15 protein-coding genes are annotated in these 19,692 nt (G+C 73.0%); 8 read left to right on the top strand and 7 right to left on the bottom strand.

The window, feature by feature from the left end:
* Positions 1–28: 28 nt before the first annotated feature.
* Positions 29–1,042: an SWIM zinc finger family protein gene (locus tag AAH991_RS02780; RefSeq protein ID WP_346224127.1), complete on the bottom strand. Its 1,014-nt coding sequence runs from the start codon at positions 1,040–1,042 to the stop codon at positions 29–31.
* Positions 1,043–1,204: 162 nt separating this feature from the next.
* Here AAH991_RS02780 and AAH991_RS02785 point away from each other — a divergent pair, with 162 nt between their 5' ends.
* The 3 genes from AAH991_RS02785 (at position 1,205) to AAH991_RS02795 (ending at position 6,508) form a co-directional block, all read left to right on the top strand.
* The gene (locus AAH991_RS02785; RefSeq protein WP_346224128.1) at positions 1,205–1,750 is read left to right on the top strand and encodes a DinB family protein; all 546 of its coding nucleotides are present in this window, start codon (positions 1,205–1,207) and stop codon (positions 1,748–1,750) included.
* Between the two features lie 199 nt (positions 1,751–1,949).
* Entirely contained in the window at positions 1,950–4,964 is a 3,015-nt protein-coding gene (locus tag AAH991_RS02790) for a helix-turn-helix transcriptional regulator (protein WP_346224129.1), read from the top strand.
* A gap of 38 nt (positions 4,965–5,002) precedes the next feature.
* Positions 5,003–6,508 (top strand): aldehyde dehydrogenase family protein, encoded by a 1,506-nt coding sequence (locus AAH991_RS02795; protein WP_346224130.1) that lies wholly within the window; start codon positions 5,003–5,005, stop codon positions 6,506–6,508.
* A 130-nt stretch (positions 6,509–6,638) separates the two neighbouring features.
* On the opposite strand, the gene AAH991_RS02800 is transcribed toward AAH991_RS02795, so the two are convergent.
* From AAH991_RS02800 to AAH991_RS02810, 3 genes are all read right to left on the bottom strand, one after another.
* Complete coding sequence (locus tag AAH991_RS02800) at positions 6,639–7,430, bottom strand: ThuA domain-containing protein (protein WP_346224131.1); 792 nt, start codon at positions 7,428–7,430, stop codon at positions 6,639–6,641.
* Between the two features lie 314 nt (positions 7,431–7,744).
* Entirely contained in the window at positions 7,745–10,690 is a 2,946-nt protein-coding gene (locus tag AAH991_RS02805) for an AAA family ATPase (RefSeq protein WP_346224132.1), read from the bottom strand.
* Positions 10,691–10,703: 13 nt separating this feature from the next.
* A complete protein-coding gene (locus AAH991_RS02810) occupies positions 10,704–11,402 on the bottom strand; it encodes a hypothetical protein (RefSeq protein ID WP_346224133.1) in 699 nt (232 codons plus the stop codon).
* Between the two features lie 345 nt (positions 11,403–11,747).
* On the opposite strand from AAH991_RS02810, the gene AAH991_RS02815 reads away from it, so the two are divergent.
* Positions 11,748–12,074: a carboxymuconolactone decarboxylase family protein gene (locus AAH991_RS02815; RefSeq protein ID WP_346224134.1), complete on the top strand. Its 327-nt coding sequence runs from the start codon at positions 11,748–11,750 to the stop codon at positions 12,072–12,074.
* A 51-nt stretch (positions 12,075–12,125) separates the two neighbouring features.
* Positions 12,126–12,875 (top strand): SDR family NAD(P)-dependent oxidoreductase, encoded by a 750-nt coding sequence (locus tag AAH991_RS02820; protein ID WP_346224135.1) that lies wholly within the window; start codon positions 12,126–12,128, stop codon positions 12,873–12,875.
* 1 nt (position 12,876) lies between these two features.
* Here the strand turns inward: AAH991_RS02820 and AAH991_RS02825 are convergent, their stop codons facing one another.
* Complete coding sequence (locus AAH991_RS02825) at positions 12,877–14,115, bottom strand: nucleotide sugar dehydrogenase (protein ID WP_346224136.1); 1,239 nt, start codon at positions 14,113–14,115, stop codon at positions 12,877–12,879.
* A gap of 165 nt (positions 14,116–14,280) precedes the next feature.
* Here AAH991_RS02825 and AAH991_RS02830 point away from each other — a divergent pair, with 165 nt between their 5' ends.
* Positions 14,281–15,450: a glycosyltransferase gene (locus AAH991_RS02830; RefSeq protein ID WP_346224137.1), complete on the top strand. Its 1,170-nt coding sequence runs from the start codon at positions 14,281–14,283 to the stop codon at positions 15,448–15,450.
* Positions 15,447–16,589, top strand: a complete 1,143-nt coding sequence (locus AAH991_RS02835; RefSeq protein WP_346224138.1) for an MraY family glycosyltransferase — start codon at positions 15,447–15,449, stop codon at positions 16,587–16,589. Before AAH991_RS02830 ends, AAH991_RS02835 begins: the two co-directional genes overlap by 4 nt.
* A 6-nt stretch (positions 16,590–16,595) precedes the next feature.
* Here AAH991_RS02835 and AAH991_RS02840 read toward each other — a convergent pair whose 3' ends face one another.
* Positions 16,596–17,816 carry an ABC transporter ATP-binding protein gene (locus AAH991_RS02840; protein ID WP_346224139.1) on the bottom strand — a complete coding sequence of 407 codons (1,221 nt, stop codon included), beginning with the start codon at positions 17,814–17,816 and terminating at the stop codon, positions 16,596–16,598.
* Between the two features lie 124 nt (positions 17,817–17,940).
* Between AAH991_RS02840 and AAH991_RS02845 the strand changes: the two genes are divergently transcribed.
* Complete coding sequence (locus tag AAH991_RS02845; protein WP_346224140.1) at positions 17,941–18,945, top strand: LacI family DNA-binding transcriptional regulator; 1,005 nt, start codon at positions 17,941–17,943, stop codon at positions 18,943–18,945.
* Here the strand turns inward: AAH991_RS02845 and AAH991_RS02850 are convergent.
* Positions 18,935–19,423, bottom strand: a complete 489-nt coding sequence (locus AAH991_RS02850; RefSeq protein WP_346224141.1) for a glutathione peroxidase — start codon at positions 19,421–19,423, stop codon at positions 18,935–18,937. The genes AAH991_RS02845 and AAH991_RS02850 overlap by 11 nt on opposite strands.
* Positions 19,424–19,692 lie beyond the last annotated feature (269 nt).

Raw genomic sequence — 19,692 nt, forward strand, 5'->3', positions numbered from 1 at the left:
CACGGCACGGGCAACGACGGGATCGGTGTCATAACCGCACCGCCCCGCCCTCTTCGTCCCAGGTGGTGAGCGGGAGCAACCCACGCGGCGTCCACTCGGCCGCGACCGTGACCGGCCGCCCGCCGGAGACGGCCAGCAGCCGCCACGGGACGCCCGCGGACGGATGCAGCGGCAGCGCGTTCCCCTCCTCGTCGGCGAGGCCGTCCAGGCAGGGGACGACACCGGCGAGCACCAGCGGCCACGAATCGGCCCAGGGGTCGGACGTGAGGACCTCCGCGATCAGCGCGGGCACCCGGGAGACCGTCGTCCCCGGTGGCGGTCCCGCGTCGGCGAGGCCGTACCGCTCGGCCACGAGGGCCCGCAGCGGTGACGCCCCCGGGTAGAACGCCAGATCGGCGTCGATCGTCGTGCCCGGGGCGAGTGACGCGTCCGGCGGCTGTCCGGCCGGCGTGAACGACAGCACCATCGCGGCGCGGCCCGTGGCGCGCCCCGCGAGCCACACGCGCCGGGCGAGCAGCCGCTCCTGCTCCTCGTCACGGCTGCCGACGACGTCCCAGTGGTCCCGCACGGCCGCGGTGGCCAGGACGGACTCCCGGGTGACGGGGAAGCCGACCCGCGCCCGCACGGTCTGCCGCAGCGGCTCGGGCAGCGCGGCCGCGCGGCGGTGGGCGACCGCGAGCAGATGGAGCAGCGCGTACTCCCCGAGGAGAAGGCCCGGCCAGTCCTCCGCGTGCAGCACCCGTGAGAGCCGGGCGACGGTCCCCGCGACGCCGGGCGCCTGCGCGTCGACAAGCCGCCTGGCGAGGTCGTCCCAGTCCGCGGGGCCCGTCTGGCGGGCCTGCGCGATCCCCTGCGCGACCTGGTCGGCCAGCCACCGCTCCAGCTCCGACAGGCCCGCCGCGACCCTGCCCTCGCGCTGCTCGGCCTGCGCCCGCCTGGCCGCCGCCCGGCCACCGGCGTCGGCGCCGGGGACGGCACGGTCGCGGCCCGGCTCGGCGTCACCCGTGCCCCGGGTCGCGACCTGGCCCCACCGTTTCGTCACCCGCCGCACAGTAGCCACGCGCTCCGACAAAAACGCGCCCCGGCGCAACGCGCCGGCGAAGCGCGTTCGGCGGCACCGGGATCGGCGGCGCTACGGCCGGAGACGCGGCGGCCGGAGACGCGGCGGGCGGAGTTGTCGGCGGCGTATGGCAGGGTCGCGGCCATGAGCGAGATCCCCGAGGCGAACTACTCGAAGACCTGGGACGACGATGTGCGGCCGGTCCTTCCCCTCGTCGGCGACGAGCGGGAGATCCTGACGGCTTTCCTGGACTGGCACCGGGCGACGTTCGCGCTCAAGTGCTCGGGCATCCCGAAGGAGCGTCTGTCGGAGAAGGGGGTGCCGCCGTCGGGGCTCAGCCTTCACGGGATCATCCGGCACCTCGGGGGCGTCGAGCGGTGGTGGTTCCGCATCCAGTTCGCCGGTGAGGACGTCCCCCTCCTCTACTACTCGGACGACGACCCCGACCAGGACTTCGGGGATCTGGACGGGGACGTCGACGAGGCGTTCGCCGTGTGGCGGGCGGAGTGCGAGCGCTCCCGCGAGATCGTGGCCGCCGCCCGCTCGCTGGACCAGACCGGCGTGCACCGCGCCACCGGGCGGCCCGTCTCGCTGCGCCGGATCCTGGTCGCCATGATCGCCGAGTACGCGCGCCACAACGGGCACGCCGACCTGCTCCGCGAGCGCATCGACGGCGCCACCGGCCAGTGAGGGCACGAGCCGGCCGGACCCCGGCCCGGCTCCCCCTGCGTGCGTGACGACGGCACGCGACCGCTGTGCCCGAGCCCGTCCGACTCGGACGGTACGACCGGTTCTCGCCCTCGATGGAGCGGGAGCCCGCCCGGTGTGACGGAGGAGCACTGATACCGCGGTCGTGGTTCTGTCGGGGCTGCGTGCCATACTCGCCTGCGTGGTTGCACGCACGCCGCGAAAGGTGCTGATCGGGCGTTCTGCCGAGCTCGACCAGCTGGCGGGCGTGCTCGGCGCCGCCGCGGCCGGGCTCGCGGGGGTTGCCCTGGTGGGCGGCGACGCGGGGATCGGCAAGACCCGGATCGTCACCGAGCTGTGCGACCTCGCGCAGCGGCAGGGGTTCGTGACGCTCGTCGGCCAGTGCGCCGAGCTCGGCGACGCCCTGCCGTACCTGCCGCTCGCGGACGCCCTGCGCGGCGCCGCGGCCGATCCCGGCGGGCCGGTCGCCCCGGCCGTCGCGGCCCGTCCCGCGCTGCGGCGGCTGCTGCCCGGCGACGAGGCGGGACCGGCGGAATCCACCACCGGCGGGCTCGCCCAGCAGCGCCTGTTCGGATCGGTGCTCGACATGCTGTCGGAGGTGGCCGGGCGGCAGCCGGTCCTGTTCGTGTTCGAGGACCTGCACTGGGCCGATCGCTCGACCCGTGACCTGCTGGTCTTCCTCACCCGCATGCTGCAGCGCGAGCGGGTCTGCCTCGTCGGCACCTACCGCACGGACGACCTGCACCGGCGTCACCCGCTGCGCCCTGTCCTGGCCGAGCTGCGCCGGCTGCCGCTGGTCACCTCCGTCGAGCTGCCGCCGCTGGGCGACGACGAGATGGCGGAGTATCTCGCCGTCCTCGACCGGTACGGCGAGGCCGCCCCGGAACCGATCGCGCGACACGGCCTGACGACCGTGATCGAGCGCGCCGGGGGCAACCCGTTCTTCGCGGAGGAACTGCTGGCGGCGGGCGCGGAGCGGGCCCGGCTGCCCGGGACGCTCGCCGACCTGCTGCTGGCCCGGGTGGAGACCCTGTCGGACACCGCCCGCCAGGTGCTGCGCGTCGCCGCGGTGGCCGGCCGCCGCGTCGGCCACGACCTGCTGCGCGACGCGACCGGGCTGGACGACCTGCCGCTTGAGGAGGCGCTGCGCGAGATCGTCTCGCGGCGGCTGCTCACGGCGGGCAGCGACGGGTACGCGTTCCGGCACGCGCTCCTGCAGGAGGCCGTCTACGACGACCTGCTGCCGGGCGAGCGGACCCGGCTGCACACCACCTTCGCCGCGCTGCTCGCCGGACGCGGCGGTTCCCCGGCCGAGCTGGCCCATCACCATCTCGCCGGGCACGACCTGCCGGGCGCGCTGCGGGCGTCGGTGGAGGCCGGCCGGCTGGCCGCCGGGCTCGGCGCGCCGGCGGAGGCGCACCGGCACTTCGAACGGGCGCTGGAGGTCTGGGAGCAGGTACCGGAGGCCGAACGGCTGGCCGGGCAGAGCCGGACGGAGATCGCGCTGGCCAGCGCCGCGGCGGCGGCCGCGGGCGGCGACTACCACCGGGCGGCGGAGCAGTTGCGGCGGCTGCGGCGCGAGGCGAGCGACCCGGTCCTGATCGCCGAGACCGGCGAGCGGCTGTCCTACTGTCTGGCGGACGCGGGCGGTGACGAGGCCGAGGCGATCACCGTGGCCCGGGAGGCCGTGGACAACGCGCCGCACAGCCCGCTGCTGGCCAGGGCCCTGGCCACCTACGCCCGTGCCCTGTTCCGGGAGTACCGCTACGACGAGGCGGCCGCCACGGCGTCCAGGGCGCTGGAAGTGGCCCAGGCGACCGGCGCACGCGACGCGGAGGCCAGTGCCCTCGTCACGCTCGCCCTGATCGAGGAGGAGTCGGCGAGCGGCGTCGAGCGCGCCGTCGACCTGCTCACCCGCGCCACCCGCCGGCCGTCGGGCGACCTGTCCATCGACCTGCGGGCGCACTTCAACCTCGCCCGCATCCATTACGAGAACGGCGCCCTCGCGGTGGCCGCCCGCATCACCGAGGACGGCGGACGGCTGGCCGGGGAGACCGGGCTCACCTGGAGCACGTACGGCACCGACCTGCGTTTCCTGCACTACCTCGTGCACTACGCCGACGGCGACTGGGACACGGCCGAACGGCTGGCCGGAGGCTTCGGCGTCCGGGTCGGCACCCTGGCGGAGGCCCGGTTGTCGTCGTTCGCCCTCTTCGTCGAGGTGGGCCGGGGACGCCCGGGCGCCGACGAGAGGCTGCGGTGGCTGGCCCGGTTCTGGTCCGACGAGCTGGTCGGCTACATGGCGCGCGGCATGGCGGCCGAGCAGGCCCTGTGGCGCGGCGACCCCCAGTCCGCGCTCGACCACGCCGAGGCTGTCATCGCCACGCTCGAGCCGTTCGATCCCGGGGTGATCCGGATCGCGGCCACCGGCCTGTGGGCGCTGGCCGACCTCGGCCGGACCGGCGAGCCCTGCGACGACCTGCTGCGCCGGGCGCGGTGGGCGGCGGAGAACGGGCCGAACGGCCCGCGCGCCCGGCTGGGACCGGAAGGCGGCGCCTGGCTGGCCCGGGCGGAGGCCGAGTGGCACCGGGCCCACGGCACGGGCGGCCCGGAGGTCTGGCGGCGCGCCACCGACGCCTTCGGCTTCGGCTTCGTGTACGAGGAGGCGCGGTCGCGGTGGCGGCTGGCCGAGAGCCTGCTGCGCGCGGGCGACCGCGCGGCGGCCCGCGCCGAGTGGGAGCACGCGGTGCGCGTCGCCGCCGCGCTCGGAGCCCGGCCCTTCCTGGAGACGCTCAGGTCGGTCGGCACGCGAGCGGGCTTCCCGGACCCGTCCGCCCCCGTCACGACGGCCCTCACGACGGCCGGCACAACGGCCGCCACGGCGGACGGCCCGGCCACCGGGACGCCGGGCGTCCTCACCGCGGACGACGGGACCCCCGCGCCGGTCGCCACCACGGGCTCCGGACCCGGACGGCTGGCCGCGCTCACCGCGCGCGAGCGTGAGGTGCTGGCCCACGTCGCGGACGGCCTGGCCAACCGGGAGATCGGCGAGCGGCTTTTCATCTCCCAGAAGACGGTCAGCGTGCACGTCTCCAACATCCTGGCCAAGCTCGGCGTGACCAGCCGCACCCAGGCCGCGGCGGTCGCCCTGCAGGAGGGCCTGTCGCCGGGCACCGCACATGGAAATACTGTGTAATCGAGGCTCGGCACCAGCAACACTTCCGGAGGTCAGCGGTGGCTCGGCAGATCGTTTCCGTCGTCGCGGGTGAGGAGCTCTCTTCGGGCACGCCGTACGAGTCGGTGAACCCGGCGCGGCCCGCGGAGACCGTGGCGACCGTCCTGCTCGCGGACGCGGACGGCTTCGCCGGCGCGTGCCGCGCCGCGGCGGCGGCCCAGCGGGAGTGGGCGCGCGTCCCCGCCCCCGTGCGGGGACGGGTGATCGCGTCGATCGGCCGCCTGGTCGAGGCCAACACCGAGGCGCTGGCCCGGCTGGTCACCGAGGAGATCGGCAAGCCGTACGCCGAGGCGCTGGGCGAGGTGCGCGAGATCGTCGACACCTGCGACTTCTTCCTGGGCGAGGGCCGCCGTCTCTACGGGCAGACCGTGCCGTCGGAGATGCCCGACAAGAGCCTGTTCACGTTCCGGGTGCCCGTCGGCGTGGCGGCGGTCGTGACGGCCGGCAACTTCCCGGTGGCCGTGCCCTCGTGGTACCTGGTCCCGGCCCTGCTGTGCGGCAACGCGGTGGTGTGGAAGCCCGCGGAGTACGCCGCCGCGTCCGCGCACGCGCTCTACCGGCTGTTCGCGGCGGCCGGCCTCCCCGACGGGGTGCTCAACCTCGTGTTCGCCGCCGGCGACCAGACGTACGCGGGTCTCGACCGCGCGCTCGGCGAGGGCACCGTGCAGAAGGTCGGCTTCACCGGGTCGAGCGCGGTCGGCCGGGCCGTCGGCGAGCTGTGCGGCCGGCACCTGCAGTCGCCCTGCCTGGAACTCGGCGGCAAGAACCCGATGGTCGTGATGCCGGACGCCGACCTCGACCTCGCGGCCGAGGGCGCCCTGTTCTCCGGGTTCGGCACGGCCGGGCAGCGGTGCACCTCCCTCGGCACGGTCATCGTCCACGAGGACGTGCACGACGAGTTCCTGCGCCGGTTCACCGCCGCCGTGCGCGACGCGAAGATCGGCGACCCGAACGGCGACGTCCTGTACGGCCCGCTGCTCGACCACAGGTTCGCCGAGCGGTACGAGGAGTACCTGGGCTGGATCCAGCCGCACCACACCGTGCTGCCCGGCCCGGCCGGGCGGATGGACGGCGACGGCCTCTACTATCACCCGGTGGTCGTGGACGGCGTCCGCCCGGACGACCGGCTGTTCCTGGAGGAGACCTTCGGCCCGATCGTGGGCGTGACGACGTTCTCCACCCTCGACGAGGCGATCGACCTGGCCAACCGGCCGGGGTACGGCCTGTCGTCGTCCATCTACACCACCGACCCGAAGGCGGTGTTCCGCTTCCGCGAGGGCGTGTCGGCCGGAATGGTCAGCGTCAACAACTCCACCTCCGGCGCGGAGGCCCATCTGCCGTTCGGCGGGAACGGCAAGTCGGGCAACGGCAGCAGGCAGAGCGGCATGTGGGTGCTCGACCAGTTCACCCGCTGGCAGGCGATGAACTGGGACTACTCGGGCCGCCTGCAGAAGGCGCAGATGGACGTGGCGGAGATCACGCCGGACCTGGGCTTCCGGCTCTGACCCCGCCGGGGCCGCCGCCCGGCATCCGACGGCCGGTGGTCCTCCCGGCGACGCGCAGGCACGCCGCCCGGTGAACGCACCGGACGGCGTGCCTCGGCTCCCGAAAGCCGGGGTGGAAGCCCGCGCAGCCTCAGTCGCCGTCGGGGTCGCAGGGGAAGTTCGTCACCCCGGCGGTCATCCGGATTCCGCCCAGCAGGTGCTTGAGGAACAGCGGGTCGCTGTAGGACTCCTTGGTGTGGCCCATGCCCGTGTACCAGGAACGCCCGCCGTCGTAGTTGTGGCACCAGGCGATGGGGTGGTCGCCCATGGCGCCGGAGCCGGGGTTGTAGGACTTCTCGTCGAGCTCGGCGAGCACGCGCACCCCGGCGTCGCGCGGGTTGGTGCGGTAGTTGTACCACTCGTCCCAGCGGTTCCAGCGGTTCGGCAGCCCGCGGTTGGACGCCGCGCCCTGGCCCACCATCTTCACCGTGGCGTTCTGCTGCGCCGGGTGGTTGCGGAAGTAGGCGCCGACGAGGCCGCCGTACCAGGCCCAGTTGTAGCCGGAGTCTCCGGCGGCGTGCACGCCGACGAAGCCACCGCCGTTGCGGATGTAGCGCTCGAACGCCGCCTTCTGCTCGGGCTGGCCGAGCGGGTCACCGGTCGTGGACATGAAGACGACGGTCTGATACTTGGCGAGGTTCGCGTCGGTGAACTGGGCCGCGTCCTCCGTCACGTCCACCGCGAAGCCGTTCTCCTGGCCGAGCTGCTGGATCGCCGCCTCACCGGCGGGAATCGAGTCGTGCCGGAAGGCGGTGGTCTTGCCGAAGACGAGCACGCGGAACTCGGGGTCGTCCGCGGGGGCCGCGAGCGCGCTGGTGCCGGCGAAGGCCGGCGCGATGATCGCGGACAGTGCCGCCAGAGCGAGCAGTCGCTTACGTGACATGGTGACAGTCCTCCATCTCATGCGTCATGGAGGCCGGCCCACTGGGGGGTGGTGGGCCGGCGGTTCCGTGACGGAAGGCAGGGCCGCGCACCGCCGAAACGGTCTTCACGGCCTCAAGTGGGCGCCAAATTACCCTCTTTCATCACCGTATGGAAGAAGTTAAGTACAAGTTTCAAGAACTTTCGTTTGCGGTAGGACAAAGTTGTGACCGCATCAGGGCTTTCGCCGGACGGGCTGCGGCGGCGCGCTTCACCGGCCCCCGGAACACGCCGATCCCCGGCGGGCGGTGGCCCGCCGGGGATCGGATCGGTGATCTACGCCTCCGGGCCTCGGCGGCCGTCGTAGCCGAGCAGCCGCATCGCCACCTCCGGGTCCATCGCCGCCGCGAGCAACTGCGCCCGGTCCGCCGCCCGGTCCCTGGCCTCCTCGGCGCGCCGCCGTCCCGCCTGATGGGAGCGGACCAGCAGGACCGCCACCGCGATGCCGCCGACGACCGCGACCAGCGCGACGGCCAGCAGCACGGCCGTGCCGGCCGGCACCCCGCCGACCGCGGCCACCCCCGCCGCTCCCCGCGGCGGGGCGAGGAGCAGCGCCCCCAGCAGTACGAACAGCACCACCGCCACGACGACTCCGACGACCGCCCACAGCGCGCCGTGCGACCGGCGGTCCGGCGCGGCGGGCGGCGTGGCGAACAGCGCGCCCGCGGGGAGGGGCGGCGGGGCGCCGTTCCACGGCACGAAGTCCGGCTGCGCCGGCGCCCCCGGCTGGACCGCCGGGGCGTGCCCGTTGCCGCCGGCCACGCCGTTCGGCGGCGGGGCGACCAGCACCGGCGCGGCGCCGCCGGAGGACGCCGCGACGACCGACGCCTCGATCACACGCGTCCGCGGCAGCGGGAGCTCGACCGGGACCTCGCTGTGCGCCTTGTGGGCCGCCACCGCGGCCGTGTGGTACGCCTCGATCTCCTCGTAGAACTCGTCGGAGGTGTAGACGACGCCGTCGATCAGCGGGCCCATCCTGCCCTCGATGACCGCGACCACGTCGTCGCCGTTGAGCGTCTTGTGCTGTTCCAGGGCGTGCGCGACCGACAGCACCTCGCGGCGGTTGTCCCGCAGCAGCTCGGCCGTCTTCTCCAGCAGCCGGCTGAGGTTGAACTCGATCCGCTCGGGGAGCATGTCGGGCACCATCTCGTCGCGCCGGCCCCCCGAAGCGCCGGAGCCGCCGGGCTGCGGCTGCGCCGCCTTGCCCTCGCGCAGGCCGAGCTCCTGCAGCGCGGGCAGCGAGGCGACTCCGATGCCCATGCCCCAGTGGGCCTCCATCATGCCGGTGATAGCGGTGGCGCTCTGCAGGTCGCCGGAGACGCCGGAGGAGTTGTCCTCGCCGAAGAACATCCGCTCCCCCGCGAGCGAGGCGAGCGACACCATGATGTCGGCCTCGTACTCCGACTTCCACCTGGTGAACTGGTCCTCCGGCTTGATGCTGCTGACCATGCCGAGGTAGTCGGCGCCCTTCTCGATCGTCGCCAGGTCGATTTCCAGGTGGTGGCGGGTGCGGTAGGCGGCGACGGCGTGGCACGCCTCGTGCACCGCGACCGCGTGCCGTTCGCGCTCGATGTACTCGACGTCCTCGGGCGGCCCGAGCTGCTTGAGCCGCTTGGCCCGCATGACGTCCGACCAGGTGATCGTCTCCCGGCCGTCCCGGATCGCGGTGATCAGCGACTCGTTGACCAGGTCCTTGATCGTCGCACCGGTGGCGTACGGCGTGATCGTGGCGAGCTTGTCGATCTGCTCGTCGTCGAGCTCGTGGCTGACCTTGTCGAAGTAGCCCTTGTAGGTGCGGATCCGGCCCGCCTTCGAGGGGTAGCCGACCTTGTAGATGCGGTCGATTCGGCCCGGCCGCAGCAGCGCCTCGTCCAGGGCCTCGGGCAGGTTGGTGGCCATCATGATGAGGATGCGGTACTTCGGCGGCGGCTTGGGCCGCATGCCGAGCAGCCTGCGCACGTGACGGTTGACGAAGCCGCGCGGCTTCTTCAGACCGCTGATCTCGGTGAGCAGCGCCTCCAGCGTGCCCATCCCGCCACCGCCGCCCATGCCCCCGCCGTACATCAGGCGGTTGACGAAGGCGCCGGTGCGCGGCATCCTCGCGGGCTCGGCCGCGGAGGCCGGGCCCGCGGCCTGACGGCCGAGCACGGTGCGCGTGTGCGGGTCGAGGTAGGCGAAGCCGTTGCACCCCGAGTTCTCGAACGGCGCCGGCACGGACCGGCCCCAGCCGCCCGGGCCGCCCTGGGCGAGCGCGCCGCGGTTGCCGAGCGAGTCGGCCTCGTCGAAGAAGACGATGACGCCGCCGTACCGCAGGGCCAGTTTGCGCAGCTTGCGGAACAGCGACTTCACCTTGAGGACGCCGACGCCGAAGAACATGTTGATGAAGGCGCCCGGGTCGACGAACACGTACGGCTTGCCGGTGGAGCCCGCGACCGCCTCGGCCATCAGCGTCTTACCGGTGCCGGGCGGGCCCCACAGCAGGATCCCGCTGGGCACGTAGCCGCCCCTGGCCTCGATCTCGTCCGGTTTCTCCAGGAAGACGATGTTCTCCTTGACCCGCTCGACGACGTGGTCCTGGCCCCAGACGTCCGAGAAGCGCGTTTTGATGTCGTCGGGGTAGTAGACGTCGACGCCGCCCCGCGACAGGAACCAGAAGATCGCCACGAACTGTCCCACGGCGACCACCATGATCAGCATGAGCTGCAGGACCATGGGGAGGAAGCCCCACACGGTGGCCGGGACGCTGAACAGCGCCTCGAGCGGCGAGACCTGCTGCACCTTGCCCAGCACCAGCGCGATGACCGCGATCCAGACGAACCACTTGATCGCCCGGGAGATGCGGTAGCGGTTCCAGTCGCTGAACCTGCGGTGGGTCCAGCGGTTCCAGCCGCCGAAGACCTTCCGGGTCCAGAATCCGTGGTAGCCGGCCGACCGCTCGCTGATCAGGAAGTGGACCTGCCGGAGCACCTCGACGCCCGCCAGCCACAGGACCCAGGAGGCGCTCGCCACCGTGCGGACGGTCGCGTCGTACAACGAGATGATCCCGGGGAACGTCGCGATCTCGTTCCACACCAGCACGCCGAACGCGACGGCGAGCAGGATGAGGAACTTGATCCGGTCCCACATCGGGAGGCGTTTCCTGGTGAGGGGGTCGCGGTCCACCGGACCCGACCCCGGTTCGCGAAGCCCCTCGTGGTGCTTCGGAGGGAGGGCCGTGCTCATATGAGGGGCTCCTTCACGGGTTGATGAGGCGCTTGACCTTGAAGGACTTGACGACGGTGCCGATCTCCGCGGCCCGCTGGCGGTAGCAGGCGGGCGAGCAGCGGATGAGAAGGGTGGACGCCGTCGTCCCGTCGGCCGACAGGTAGGCGGTCCTGTCGAACGTCTCCACCGTGTTACCCACCCGGTAGTTGTAAACGGTGTGGACGCCGCGGACGCCGTCCGCGATGGGCAGCACCTCGTCGGCCAGCAGTTCGAACCCCGTCAGGCCGCTCGCCTCGAACGCCTGCTGCTGCTCCTCCGTCAGCGGCACCGGCATCGGAGGGGAGCCACGCAGCAGATTGAGCGACGCCGCGTTCTGCTCGGCCTCGCTGAGCTTCTGCACCTTCGCGAACACGAAGGGTCTGTCGTCGGTGCCCGCGGAGCCCCGGACGAGATGAATGAGGGACGGTTCGTCGTAGGCGTCGAACGCCGCCGTCCACACCGCCTGCTTCGCGAGCTGTTCGGTGGCGGAGTCCGTGTCGCCGAAGAGCACCTCGTCGAGCGTCTTCTGGTCGATCTGCCGCCATGACGCGGGGACCTTGAAGTAGGTGCCGCCCGAGTCGTCGCGGACGTACGTGTATTCGGGGCCGGCACAGCCGGACAGCAAGGAGGCGGCCAGCGCCGCCCCCACGACCATGCCCACCGCCCCGGCCCTTACCCGCGGTTTTTCCACCAGGGCCAAACCTCCGCTTTGCGGGTCTACGAGGTAGTAGTGCCCGTTTTCCACCTGTCCATCTCACGGTAAGTCGGCGATACGCCAGAAAACTAGACCAAATCTTTTCCGGATTCTGGTTCCTCTCGTTACACGGAGGTTGCGCGGCTTCCGGCCCGTCGCGGCCCCGGAACACCGGCGGCGGCGTAGTCCTCTTTCTGCCGATACCCACTGGACGACCGCCGGAAGCGCACGCGGCACGTCGAACAGCCGCGCCGGATGGGCCGACGATGTAACGCCCGGCCGCCTCGAACACGACAACTTGATGCATGACGTCAGGAATCGCCGGGGGAAGGGCTGGAGGACATGAAGCAGGTCTACGAAGAGGACGGCACCGGCGAGGGGCCGGACGGCTTCTTCGGATCGACGGCGGAGCGCATGTTCTCCGAGGTGTGGTCCCGGCAGGTCCTCACGGTCAGGGAACGGCGGCTGCTGCTGCTCGGCCTGCTCGTCGGCCAGGACATGGACGACATGCTCGCACTGCATCTCGACACCGCCCTGCGCTCGGGCGAGCTGAGCCCGGCCGAGCTGCGCGAGACGGTCGTGTTCCTCACCCTGTACGCCGGGTGGCCACGCGCCGCCCGCCTGAGCGCGAAGGTCGAGGAGCTGATCAGCCGCACCGCCGAGGTGTGACCCCGCCACGGAGCCGGACGGATCGACCCGTGCGGTGGGTACGCTGCCGTCATGCCCACCGCACTCATCACCGGCGCGACCGCCGGCATCGGCGCCGCCTTCGCGCGCCGTCTGGCCGTCGACGGATTCTCCCTGGTCCTGCTGGCCCGCGACGAGGAGCGGCTCGCCGCCTCCGCCGAGACCCTGCACAAGCGGTACGGCGTGCCGGTCGAGCCGCTGCGCGCCGACCTGACCACCGAGGAGGGCATGACGGCGGCCGAGGAGCGGCTGCGCTCCGGGGTCGACCTGCTGGTCAACAACGCCGGGTTCGGGCATCACGGCGGGTTCCTGGACACCCCCGTGGAGGACGAGGTCCGGATGCTGCGGCTGCACTGCGAGGCGGTGCTGCGGCTGACCCGGGCGGCCCTGCCGTACATGGTCTCCAAGGGGCGGGGCGGGGTGATCAACGTGGCCTCGGTCGCGGCGTTCCTCCCGGGCGGCACCTACAGTGCCACGAAGTCGTGGGTGGTGAACTACAGCGCCTCGGCGGCCAACATGGTCAACCGGCACGGCGTGCGGGTGATGGCGCTGTGCCCGGGGTTCGTGCGCACCGAGTTCCACGACCGCGCGCAGCTCGACATGTCCAATCTGCCGCCCTTCGCGTGGCTGTCGGCCGACCGGGTCGCCGCCGGCGCGATGCGCGACCTGGCCCGCGGGGCCTGGGTGAGCGTCCCGTCGGCCCGCTACAAGGCGGTCGTGGCGCTGGCCAGGCTCCTGCCGCTCAACCTCGTCGGCCGCATGGCGAAGGTGCGCTACCGCTGACTCACAGGCGTTCGACGTTCGGCCCACGGCAGCGGCCCCGGGTGTCGAAGACGAACCGGCTCGCCCGCTGGACCAGGTCGTAGTCGTAGCAGTCCTGTCCGCCGAGCACGACGACCGCGTCCGCCCGCGCGAGCTCGGCGGCGTCCGGCTCGACGACCTCGACCCCGGCCGGTACGACGAGGTCGTGGGCGCCCCAGCCCGCGACGCGGGGGTCGGCGGCCCGCACCCGGGCGCCGAGCCGGCACAGCGTCTTGGCGACCTCGACCGGCGACAGCCCGAGCAGCAGGATCCGGCTGCCCCTGATCGAGCGGCACCTGCGGTTGAGCGCGAGACACAGCCGGTCCACGACCTGGGCGGGCATGTGCGCGTTGACATCGTTGGCCGTCTCCACCAGGCGGAAGGCCGGTCCCACCCCGCGCCGGATCCCCCACGGCAGGTACGCCACGTCGAGCGGCAGACAGGGGTCCTCGATCCCGGGGCCGGGCGTCACCGCCGCATGCCCGAAGGGCGTGGTGGCGGATGCCTCCATCGCCTCCCACACGTCGACGCCGAGGTGCGCGGCGAAGATCGACAGCTCGTTCGCCAGGGCCGCGTCGACGTGCGCGCGGGCGCTCTCCAGCAGGGCGCACAGCTCGGACACCCGGGGCGAGGAGACCGGGACGGTCTCCCGCACCAGCCGGCCGTAGAAGTCCGTCACCGCCCGCAGCGAGGCGGCGTCGATGCCCGAGACGACCTTGGGCGTGTTGCCGAGCCGCCAGCGCGGGTTGCCCGGCGCGGCCCGGTGCGGGCTGTGGCCGAGGTGGAAGTCCTCCCCCGCGCACAGCCCCGATCCGTCTTCGAGCAGGGGCCGTACGAACTCCTCGGTGGTGCCGGGATAGGCGACGCCCTCCAGCACGACCGTCGCCCCCGGCCGCAGGAACGGGGCCACCCGGCCGGCCGCCGTGCCGAGCGGGCCGAGGTCGGGTGCGCCGTGCCGCATCCGCACGGGCGCGGTGAGCACGCAGACGTCGAAACCGGACGCGTCGGCCACGTCGGCGCTGGCCGCGTACCGGCCGGAGGCGTGCGCGGCGGCCAGCGCGCCCGCGCCGACTCCCTCGACGCAGGGCTCCCCCGCGTTCAGCCGCTTGACCCGCCACTCGTCCTCGTCGAGGCCGACGACGCGGAACCCGGCCTCCACGGCACGCATCGCCAGGGGCAGCCCGGCCCGGCCCTGGCCCACGACCAGCAACTTCTCCGCCACGCTACGACTGTAGGAGCGACCCCTCCGTCATCTGCGGAATTGGCGGACGGGACCGCTTTAAGGCTTGGGTACGGATAGGGAAAAGTCTCTTCCGGCGGCGTCCGGGCACCCCGTCGGCGGTGGGACCAGGGGCTAGCTTCTCCACATGATCAGGGAGGAGCCAGCATGAAACCGGACGACCGGATTCGTGTCATGGAGATAATCGCCCGGATGAACGTGAGCGGTCCCGCCACCCAGGTCACCGGGCTGTGCGAGCGGCTCAGCGCGGTGGAGTTCGACCACCGTCTGTACACCGGATACGTCGACGGCGGCGAAGGCGACCACCTGCAGCTTCGCGACGCGACGATCCCGGTCCACCGGGTGCCGGGCCTCGGCCGCGCGATCAAGCCGGCCGACGACTACCGGGCTCTGTTCCGGCTGGCGAACGCGATGCGCGAGTTCAGGCCGCACATCGTGCACACCAGGACCACCAAGGCGGGCGCGCTCGGCCGCCTCGCGGTGCGGCTGTCGGGTGTCGGGGCGGCACGGGTGCACAGCTACCACGGCCATCTCCTCGACGGGCAGCTGTCCCGTCCGCGGCGGGCCGTCTACGTCCGCATCGAGCGCCGGCTGGCCAGGATGACCGACCGCCTCGTCACGGTCGGCGCCCGGGTGCGCGACGACCTCCTCGCCGCCGGCATCGGCCGGCCCGAACAGTACGTCGTCATCCCGCCCGGCGCCGGTCTCGGCCCGCTTCCCGAGCGTGCCCGCGCCCGCGCCGCGCTGGGCGTCCCGCCCGACGCGCCGGTCGTGGCGTACGTCGGGCGGCTGAAGAAGGCCAAGCGGCCCGACCGGCTCGCGGAGGTGGCCCGGGCGGTCCTCGCCCGGCTGCCCGGCACCCGGTTCCTGGTCTGCGGCAGCGGCGAGCTGAAGGAGGAGGTGGAGCGGGCCGTCATGCCGATGTGGGACTCCTTCCGGCTGCTCGGCTGGCGCCGGGACGTCGAGACCGTGTACGCCGCCGCCGACGTGGTGCTGCTCACCTCCGACAGCGAGGGCACGCCGCTCGCGCTCGTGGAGGCCGGCATGGCGGGGCTGCCGGTGGTGGCCACCCGGGTCGGCAGCGTCCCCGAGGTCGTCGTGGACCGCCGCACCGGGTTCCTGACCGAACCCGACGCGGACGAGATGGCCGACCACGTCGTACGGCTGCTCGTGGATCCGGGCCTGGCGCGGCGGATGGGCGAGTCGGCCCGCACGTGGACCGGGCGCGCCTTCTGCGTGGACCGGCTGGTGGCCGACACCGAGGCCCTCTACCGCGCGCTGCGCGGCGCGACGCGGTCGGAGGTGGGAAGTCTTTGACGCCCGTTCCGGCACTGACCTCCGTTCCGGCACTGACCTCCGTTCCGGCACTGGCGCCCGTGCTCGCGGGAGCCGCCGCCTGCCTGCTCGCCGCCGTGGGGCTGCGCCCGGTCCGCCGTACGGTCCCCTACCTCGGCGGGGTGACGCTGGCGGCGGCCACGGCGGGCGCCGCGGTGGCGATCCCCGGCCTGCCGGACCGGCGGGTGGGCGCGGTCCTGCTGGCCGCCGCGGCGGTGGCGCTGCTCGGCCTCATCGCGGACGTCGGCAGGCTGCCGCTCGCCACCCGGCTCATCGTGGAGTCGGTGGCGGCGGGCGGGGTCGTGCTGTGCGGCGTGCAGGTGACGCTGACCGGCGACTGGCTCGACGGGCCGGTCAGCGTCATGTGGATCGTCGCGATGACCAACGCGTACGGGCTGCTCGACCGGCTCGGCGGCGCGCTGGCCGCGGTCGCCGCCGTCACCGGCGCGTTCCTCGCCGGGACGGCGCTCGTGCTGGGCGACCCGTTCCTCGCGGTGCTCGCCGCCGCCCTGGCCGGGGCGTTCCTCGGCGCCCTCCCGTACGGCAGGGCGCGGGGCAGGGTCCGGCTGGGTCCGTCCGCCTCGTTGTTCGCCGGGTTCGTCCTGACCTGCACGGCCGCCGCGCTGACGGCCGGACGGGGCACCGCCGTGATCGCGGCCGGGCTGCTGCTGCCGGCGCTGGCGGCCGTCGTGGGGGCCGGAGCGTACGCCGCCCGCCGGCCGCGGCGGTCCGGGCAGGCGCGGAAGGCCGCGCCCGCCCTGTGCTGCGTCTCGGCCGGCACCGGGACGGCCGGGCTCGCGGTCGCGCTCGGCTGGGTGCCCGCCGGAGTCGCGGCCGCGGTCACCGCCGCGACCGCCGCCGCTTTCCTCTCCCATGCGTGCCTGCGTCGCGGCCGCTTCCCCGTGGTCCACCCGTTCCACGCGCGCCGCCACCGGCGCGACGGCCTCCCTGCGCGCCTCCGGCGCGACGAGGTCACGCGCGGGAGGCCGGTGGGGGCCTCCGTCCGGGCCTCGTCCGGTGAAGCGTCCGGTGAAGCGTCCGGTGGTGGACGACAGCGCGGGCGCGTGCCGCCCCCGCGCTCCGCCGGAAACCCCCCGCCGCCCTACGTACGGCGGGGGTGACCGGGATCAGCGGCCGATGTTGGCCTCGTGGCCGATGGACAGGCCCGAGTCGACGTCGAAGAAGTGCAGGTTGTGCGTGTCGACGACCAGCTCGATCTCCTGGCCGGGACGGACGTGGCTGCGGGCGTTGACACGCGCGGTCCACAGCGACTTGTCGCCGGTCAGCGGCAGCGTCGTCTCCTCGTCGTCCCCGTCGTGGGCGGCGGCCACCGTGTCCTTGTGCTCGACCGGCGGCGCGTCGATCGTGAACAGGACGTTGATCTCCGAGCCCAGCTCCTCGGTGACGTTGGCGCGCACCGGGATGCGCACCCACCCGGCGCCGTTGCCGCTGGCCGAACCGGCGTCCTCGAAGTCGGAGGGCCGGATGCCCAGGATGATCTTGCGGCCGATGTACCGGTCGAGGCCCGGCTTCTCCGCGAAGGTCGAGTCCGGGACGGGGAGGCGGTAGCCGGCGAACGCCACGGCCGCGCCGCCGTTGTCACGGATCAGCTCGGCGTAGGTGAAGTTCATGGCCGGGGAGCCCATGAAGCCGGCGACGAACAGGTTGACCGGGTCGTCGAACAGGTTCTGCGGGGTGTCCACCTGCTGCAGGACGCCGTCGCGCAGGACGCAGACGCGGTCGCCGAGGGTCATGGCCTCGACCTGGTCGTGGGTGACGTACACGGTGGTGACGCCGAGGCGCTCGTGGAGCTGGTTCAGCGAGGCGCGCATCGAGACGCGGAGCTTGGCGTCCAGGTTGGACAGCGGCTCGTCCATGAGGAAGGCCTGGGGCTCGCGGACGATGGCGCGGCCCATCGCGACACGCTGGCGCTGACCACCGGACAGGGCGGCCGGCTTGCGCTTGAGGTACTGCTCCAGGCCGAGCATGCGGGCGGCGTCGTTGACGCGCTTCTGGATCTCCGGCTTGGACATCTTGCGCAGCTTGAGGCCGAAGGCGAGGTTCTCCTCGACCGTCATGTGCGGGTACAGCGCGTAGTTCTGGAAGACCATCGCGATGTCGCGGTCCTTCGGGGGAAGGTGGTTCACGACGCGGTCGCCGATGACGATCTCGCCGCCGCTGATGTCCTCCAGGCCGGCGATCATCCGCAGGGCCGTGGACTTGCCACAGCCCGACGGGCCGACCAGCACCATGAACTCGCCGTCCTTGATCTCGAGGTTGAGGCCGTTCACGGCCTTCACCCCGCCCGCGTAGATCTTGTCGACGTTGTTCAGAACGATTGAAGCCATCCCCAGTCCTTCGCGTGTCCGAGCCAAGATGATGTGGATACGTTTTCAAGACTGTCCCGTGAAATACCGCCTATTGTCAAGATTTCGATGACATAGGGCATGGAACCATGATGGAATCGTTTCCATGAACGGTCCAGCGCAGCGGCGGATAACCATCAAGGAAGTGGCGGAGGCGGCGGGGGTCGGGGTGGCCACCGTGTCCCGGGTCCTGTCGGGCGGCTCGGCGAGCGCCGAGACCCGCGAGAAGGTGCTCGCCGCGGCGGCCCGCCTCGACTACCGGCCGAGCGCGCTGGGCCGCAACCTGAGGCGCCAGCGCACCGGCGGCATCGGCCTGCTGGTCCCCGACATCACCGACAGCTTCTACGCGCGGCTGGCCGACGGCGTGCTGTCGTGCGCCCGCTCGTACGGCGAGCCGGTCACGGTGGGGGTCACCGGCGACGACCCCGAGCGGGAGGCCGAGCTGATCGGCACGCTCATCGAGCAGAGCATGGACCGGCTCATCGCGGTGCCGTCCGGCGACGGGGACATGTGGGCGCCCGCGCTGCGCGCGGGCCTGAACGTGGTGTTCGCCGACCGGCGGGTGCGGGGGGACGTGCCGAGTGTGGTGCCCGACGACCGGGCGGGGGTGCTGACGGCGGTGGAGTACCTCGCCGGGCTGGGGCACCGGAAGATCGCCTACCTCGGCCGGCACGCGCAGTCGCAGCGGGTGGCCGCCTTCACCGCCGCGCTCGACTCGCTGGGGCTGCCCGCCGACCGGGACCTGGTCGTGCACGCCCGGTCGAGCCGCGACTCCGCCTACGCGGCCGCCGCGGGGCTGCTGCAGCACCGGCCGGACGTCACGGCGGTGATCGCGGGCGGCAACGTGCTCGGCGAGGCGGCCGTGCTGGCCGCCCGGGAGCTGGACGTGCGGATCCCCAGGGACGTGTCGCTCATCATGTTCGACGACGTGCCGTGGGCCGAGCTGTGCTCCCCGCCGCTGACGGTGATCGCGCAGCCGGCCCAGGACATCGGCTACCGCGCCGCCGAGCTCGTGCTGCGGCAGGGCAGGCGGCCTCCGACCGTCACGCTGCCCACCCAGCTCGTCGTACGGGCGAGTTGCGGGCCCAGGGTCGCGAGCCCTAGGCGATGACCTTCTCGATCGCCTCGGCGATCTCCGGGGCCTCGGGGACGACGCGGGGGCGGAACCGGGCGGCCACCTGGCCGTCGGCGGAGACCAGGAACTTCTCGAAGTTCCACTGGATGTCGCCCGCCTCGCCCTCCGCGTCCGGCACGGCGGTCAGCTCGTCGTAGAGAGGATGCCGTCCCGGGCCGTTGACCTCGGTCTTGGCGAGCAGCGGGAAGTCGACGCCGTACGTGGTGGAACAGAACTCCTTGATCTCCTCCGCCGAGCCGGGCTCCTGGCCCATGAACTGGTTGCAGGGCACGCCGACGACGGTGAACCCCCGGTCGGCGTACGTCCGCTGGAGGGCGACCAGGCCCTCGTACTGCGGGGTCAGCCCGCACCTGGACGCCACGTTGACCACCAGGGCGGCCCCGCCGCCGAGCAGGCCGCCGAGGGTCGTGCCCTCGCCGTCGATCGTGGTCACCGGAATCTCGAGAACGCTCATGTCCGCACCCTAAACGAGGGTCCCGTCCGTGCTCGCCGCAGGGCGCGCCGCACGGCCGCACGGTAACCCGCGCCTCCGGGGAGGGTCGGCGTTGGGGGGCGGAACGGCAAAGAACCGGCCGCCGCGTGTCGCGATGCCACCGGCGAAGCGGCTGTCCGTATTTCAATCCGCGTGAGGACCCGTCGCGGTGCCCGCCGGAAGCTCTTGGTGATCCGGGCGGGCCGAGCGGACGGCGGCGCCCATGCCATGGGCGCCGCCGGACGGAGGGC

This window comes from Microbispora sp. ZYX-F-249 (assembly GCF_039649665.1).
In the GTDB taxonomy this organism is placed as follows: Bacteria; Actinomycetota; Actinomycetes; order Streptosporangiales; family Streptosporangiaceae; genus Microbispora; species Microbispora maris.

What these genes read in the sequence shown, in the direction of transcription:
- AAH991_RS02815 (WP_346224134.1), top strand. Translation starts at nt 11,748, where the DNA reads ATGAAGCAGGTCTACGAAGAGGACGGCACCGGCGAGGGGCCGGACGGC.
- AAH991_RS02820 (WP_346224135.1), top strand. Translation starts at nt 12,126, where the DNA reads ATGCCCACCGCACTCATCACCGGCGCGACCGCCGGCATCGGCGCCGCC.
- AAH991_RS02830 (WP_346224137.1), top strand. Translation starts at nt 14,281, where the DNA reads ATGAAACCGGACGACCGGATTCGTGTCATGGAGATAATCGCCCGGATG.
- AAH991_RS02850 (WP_346224141.1), bottom strand. Translation starts at nt 19,423, where the DNA reads ATGAGCGTTCTCGAGATTCCGGTGACCACGATCGACGGCGAGGGCACG.
- AAH991_RS02785 (WP_346224128.1), top strand. Translation starts at nt 1,205, where the DNA reads ATGAGCGAGATCCCCGAGGCGAACTACTCGAAGACCTGGGACGACGAT.
- AAH991_RS02845 (WP_346224140.1), top strand. Translation starts at nt 17,941, where the DNA reads ATGAACGGTCCAGCGCAGCGGCGGATAACCATCAAGGAAGTGGCGGAG.
- AAH991_RS02805 (WP_346224132.1), bottom strand. Translation starts at nt 10,690, where the DNA reads ATGAGCACGGCCCTCCCTCCGAAGCACCACGAGGGGCTTCGCGAACCG.
- AAH991_RS02800 (WP_346224131.1), bottom strand. Translation starts at nt 7,430, where the DNA reads ATGTCACGTAAGCGACTGCTCGCTCTGGCGGCACTGTCCGCGATCATC.
- AAH991_RS02840 (WP_346224139.1), bottom strand. Translation starts at nt 17,816, where the DNA reads ATGGCTTCAATCGTTCTGAACAACGTCGACAAGATCTACGCGGGCGGG.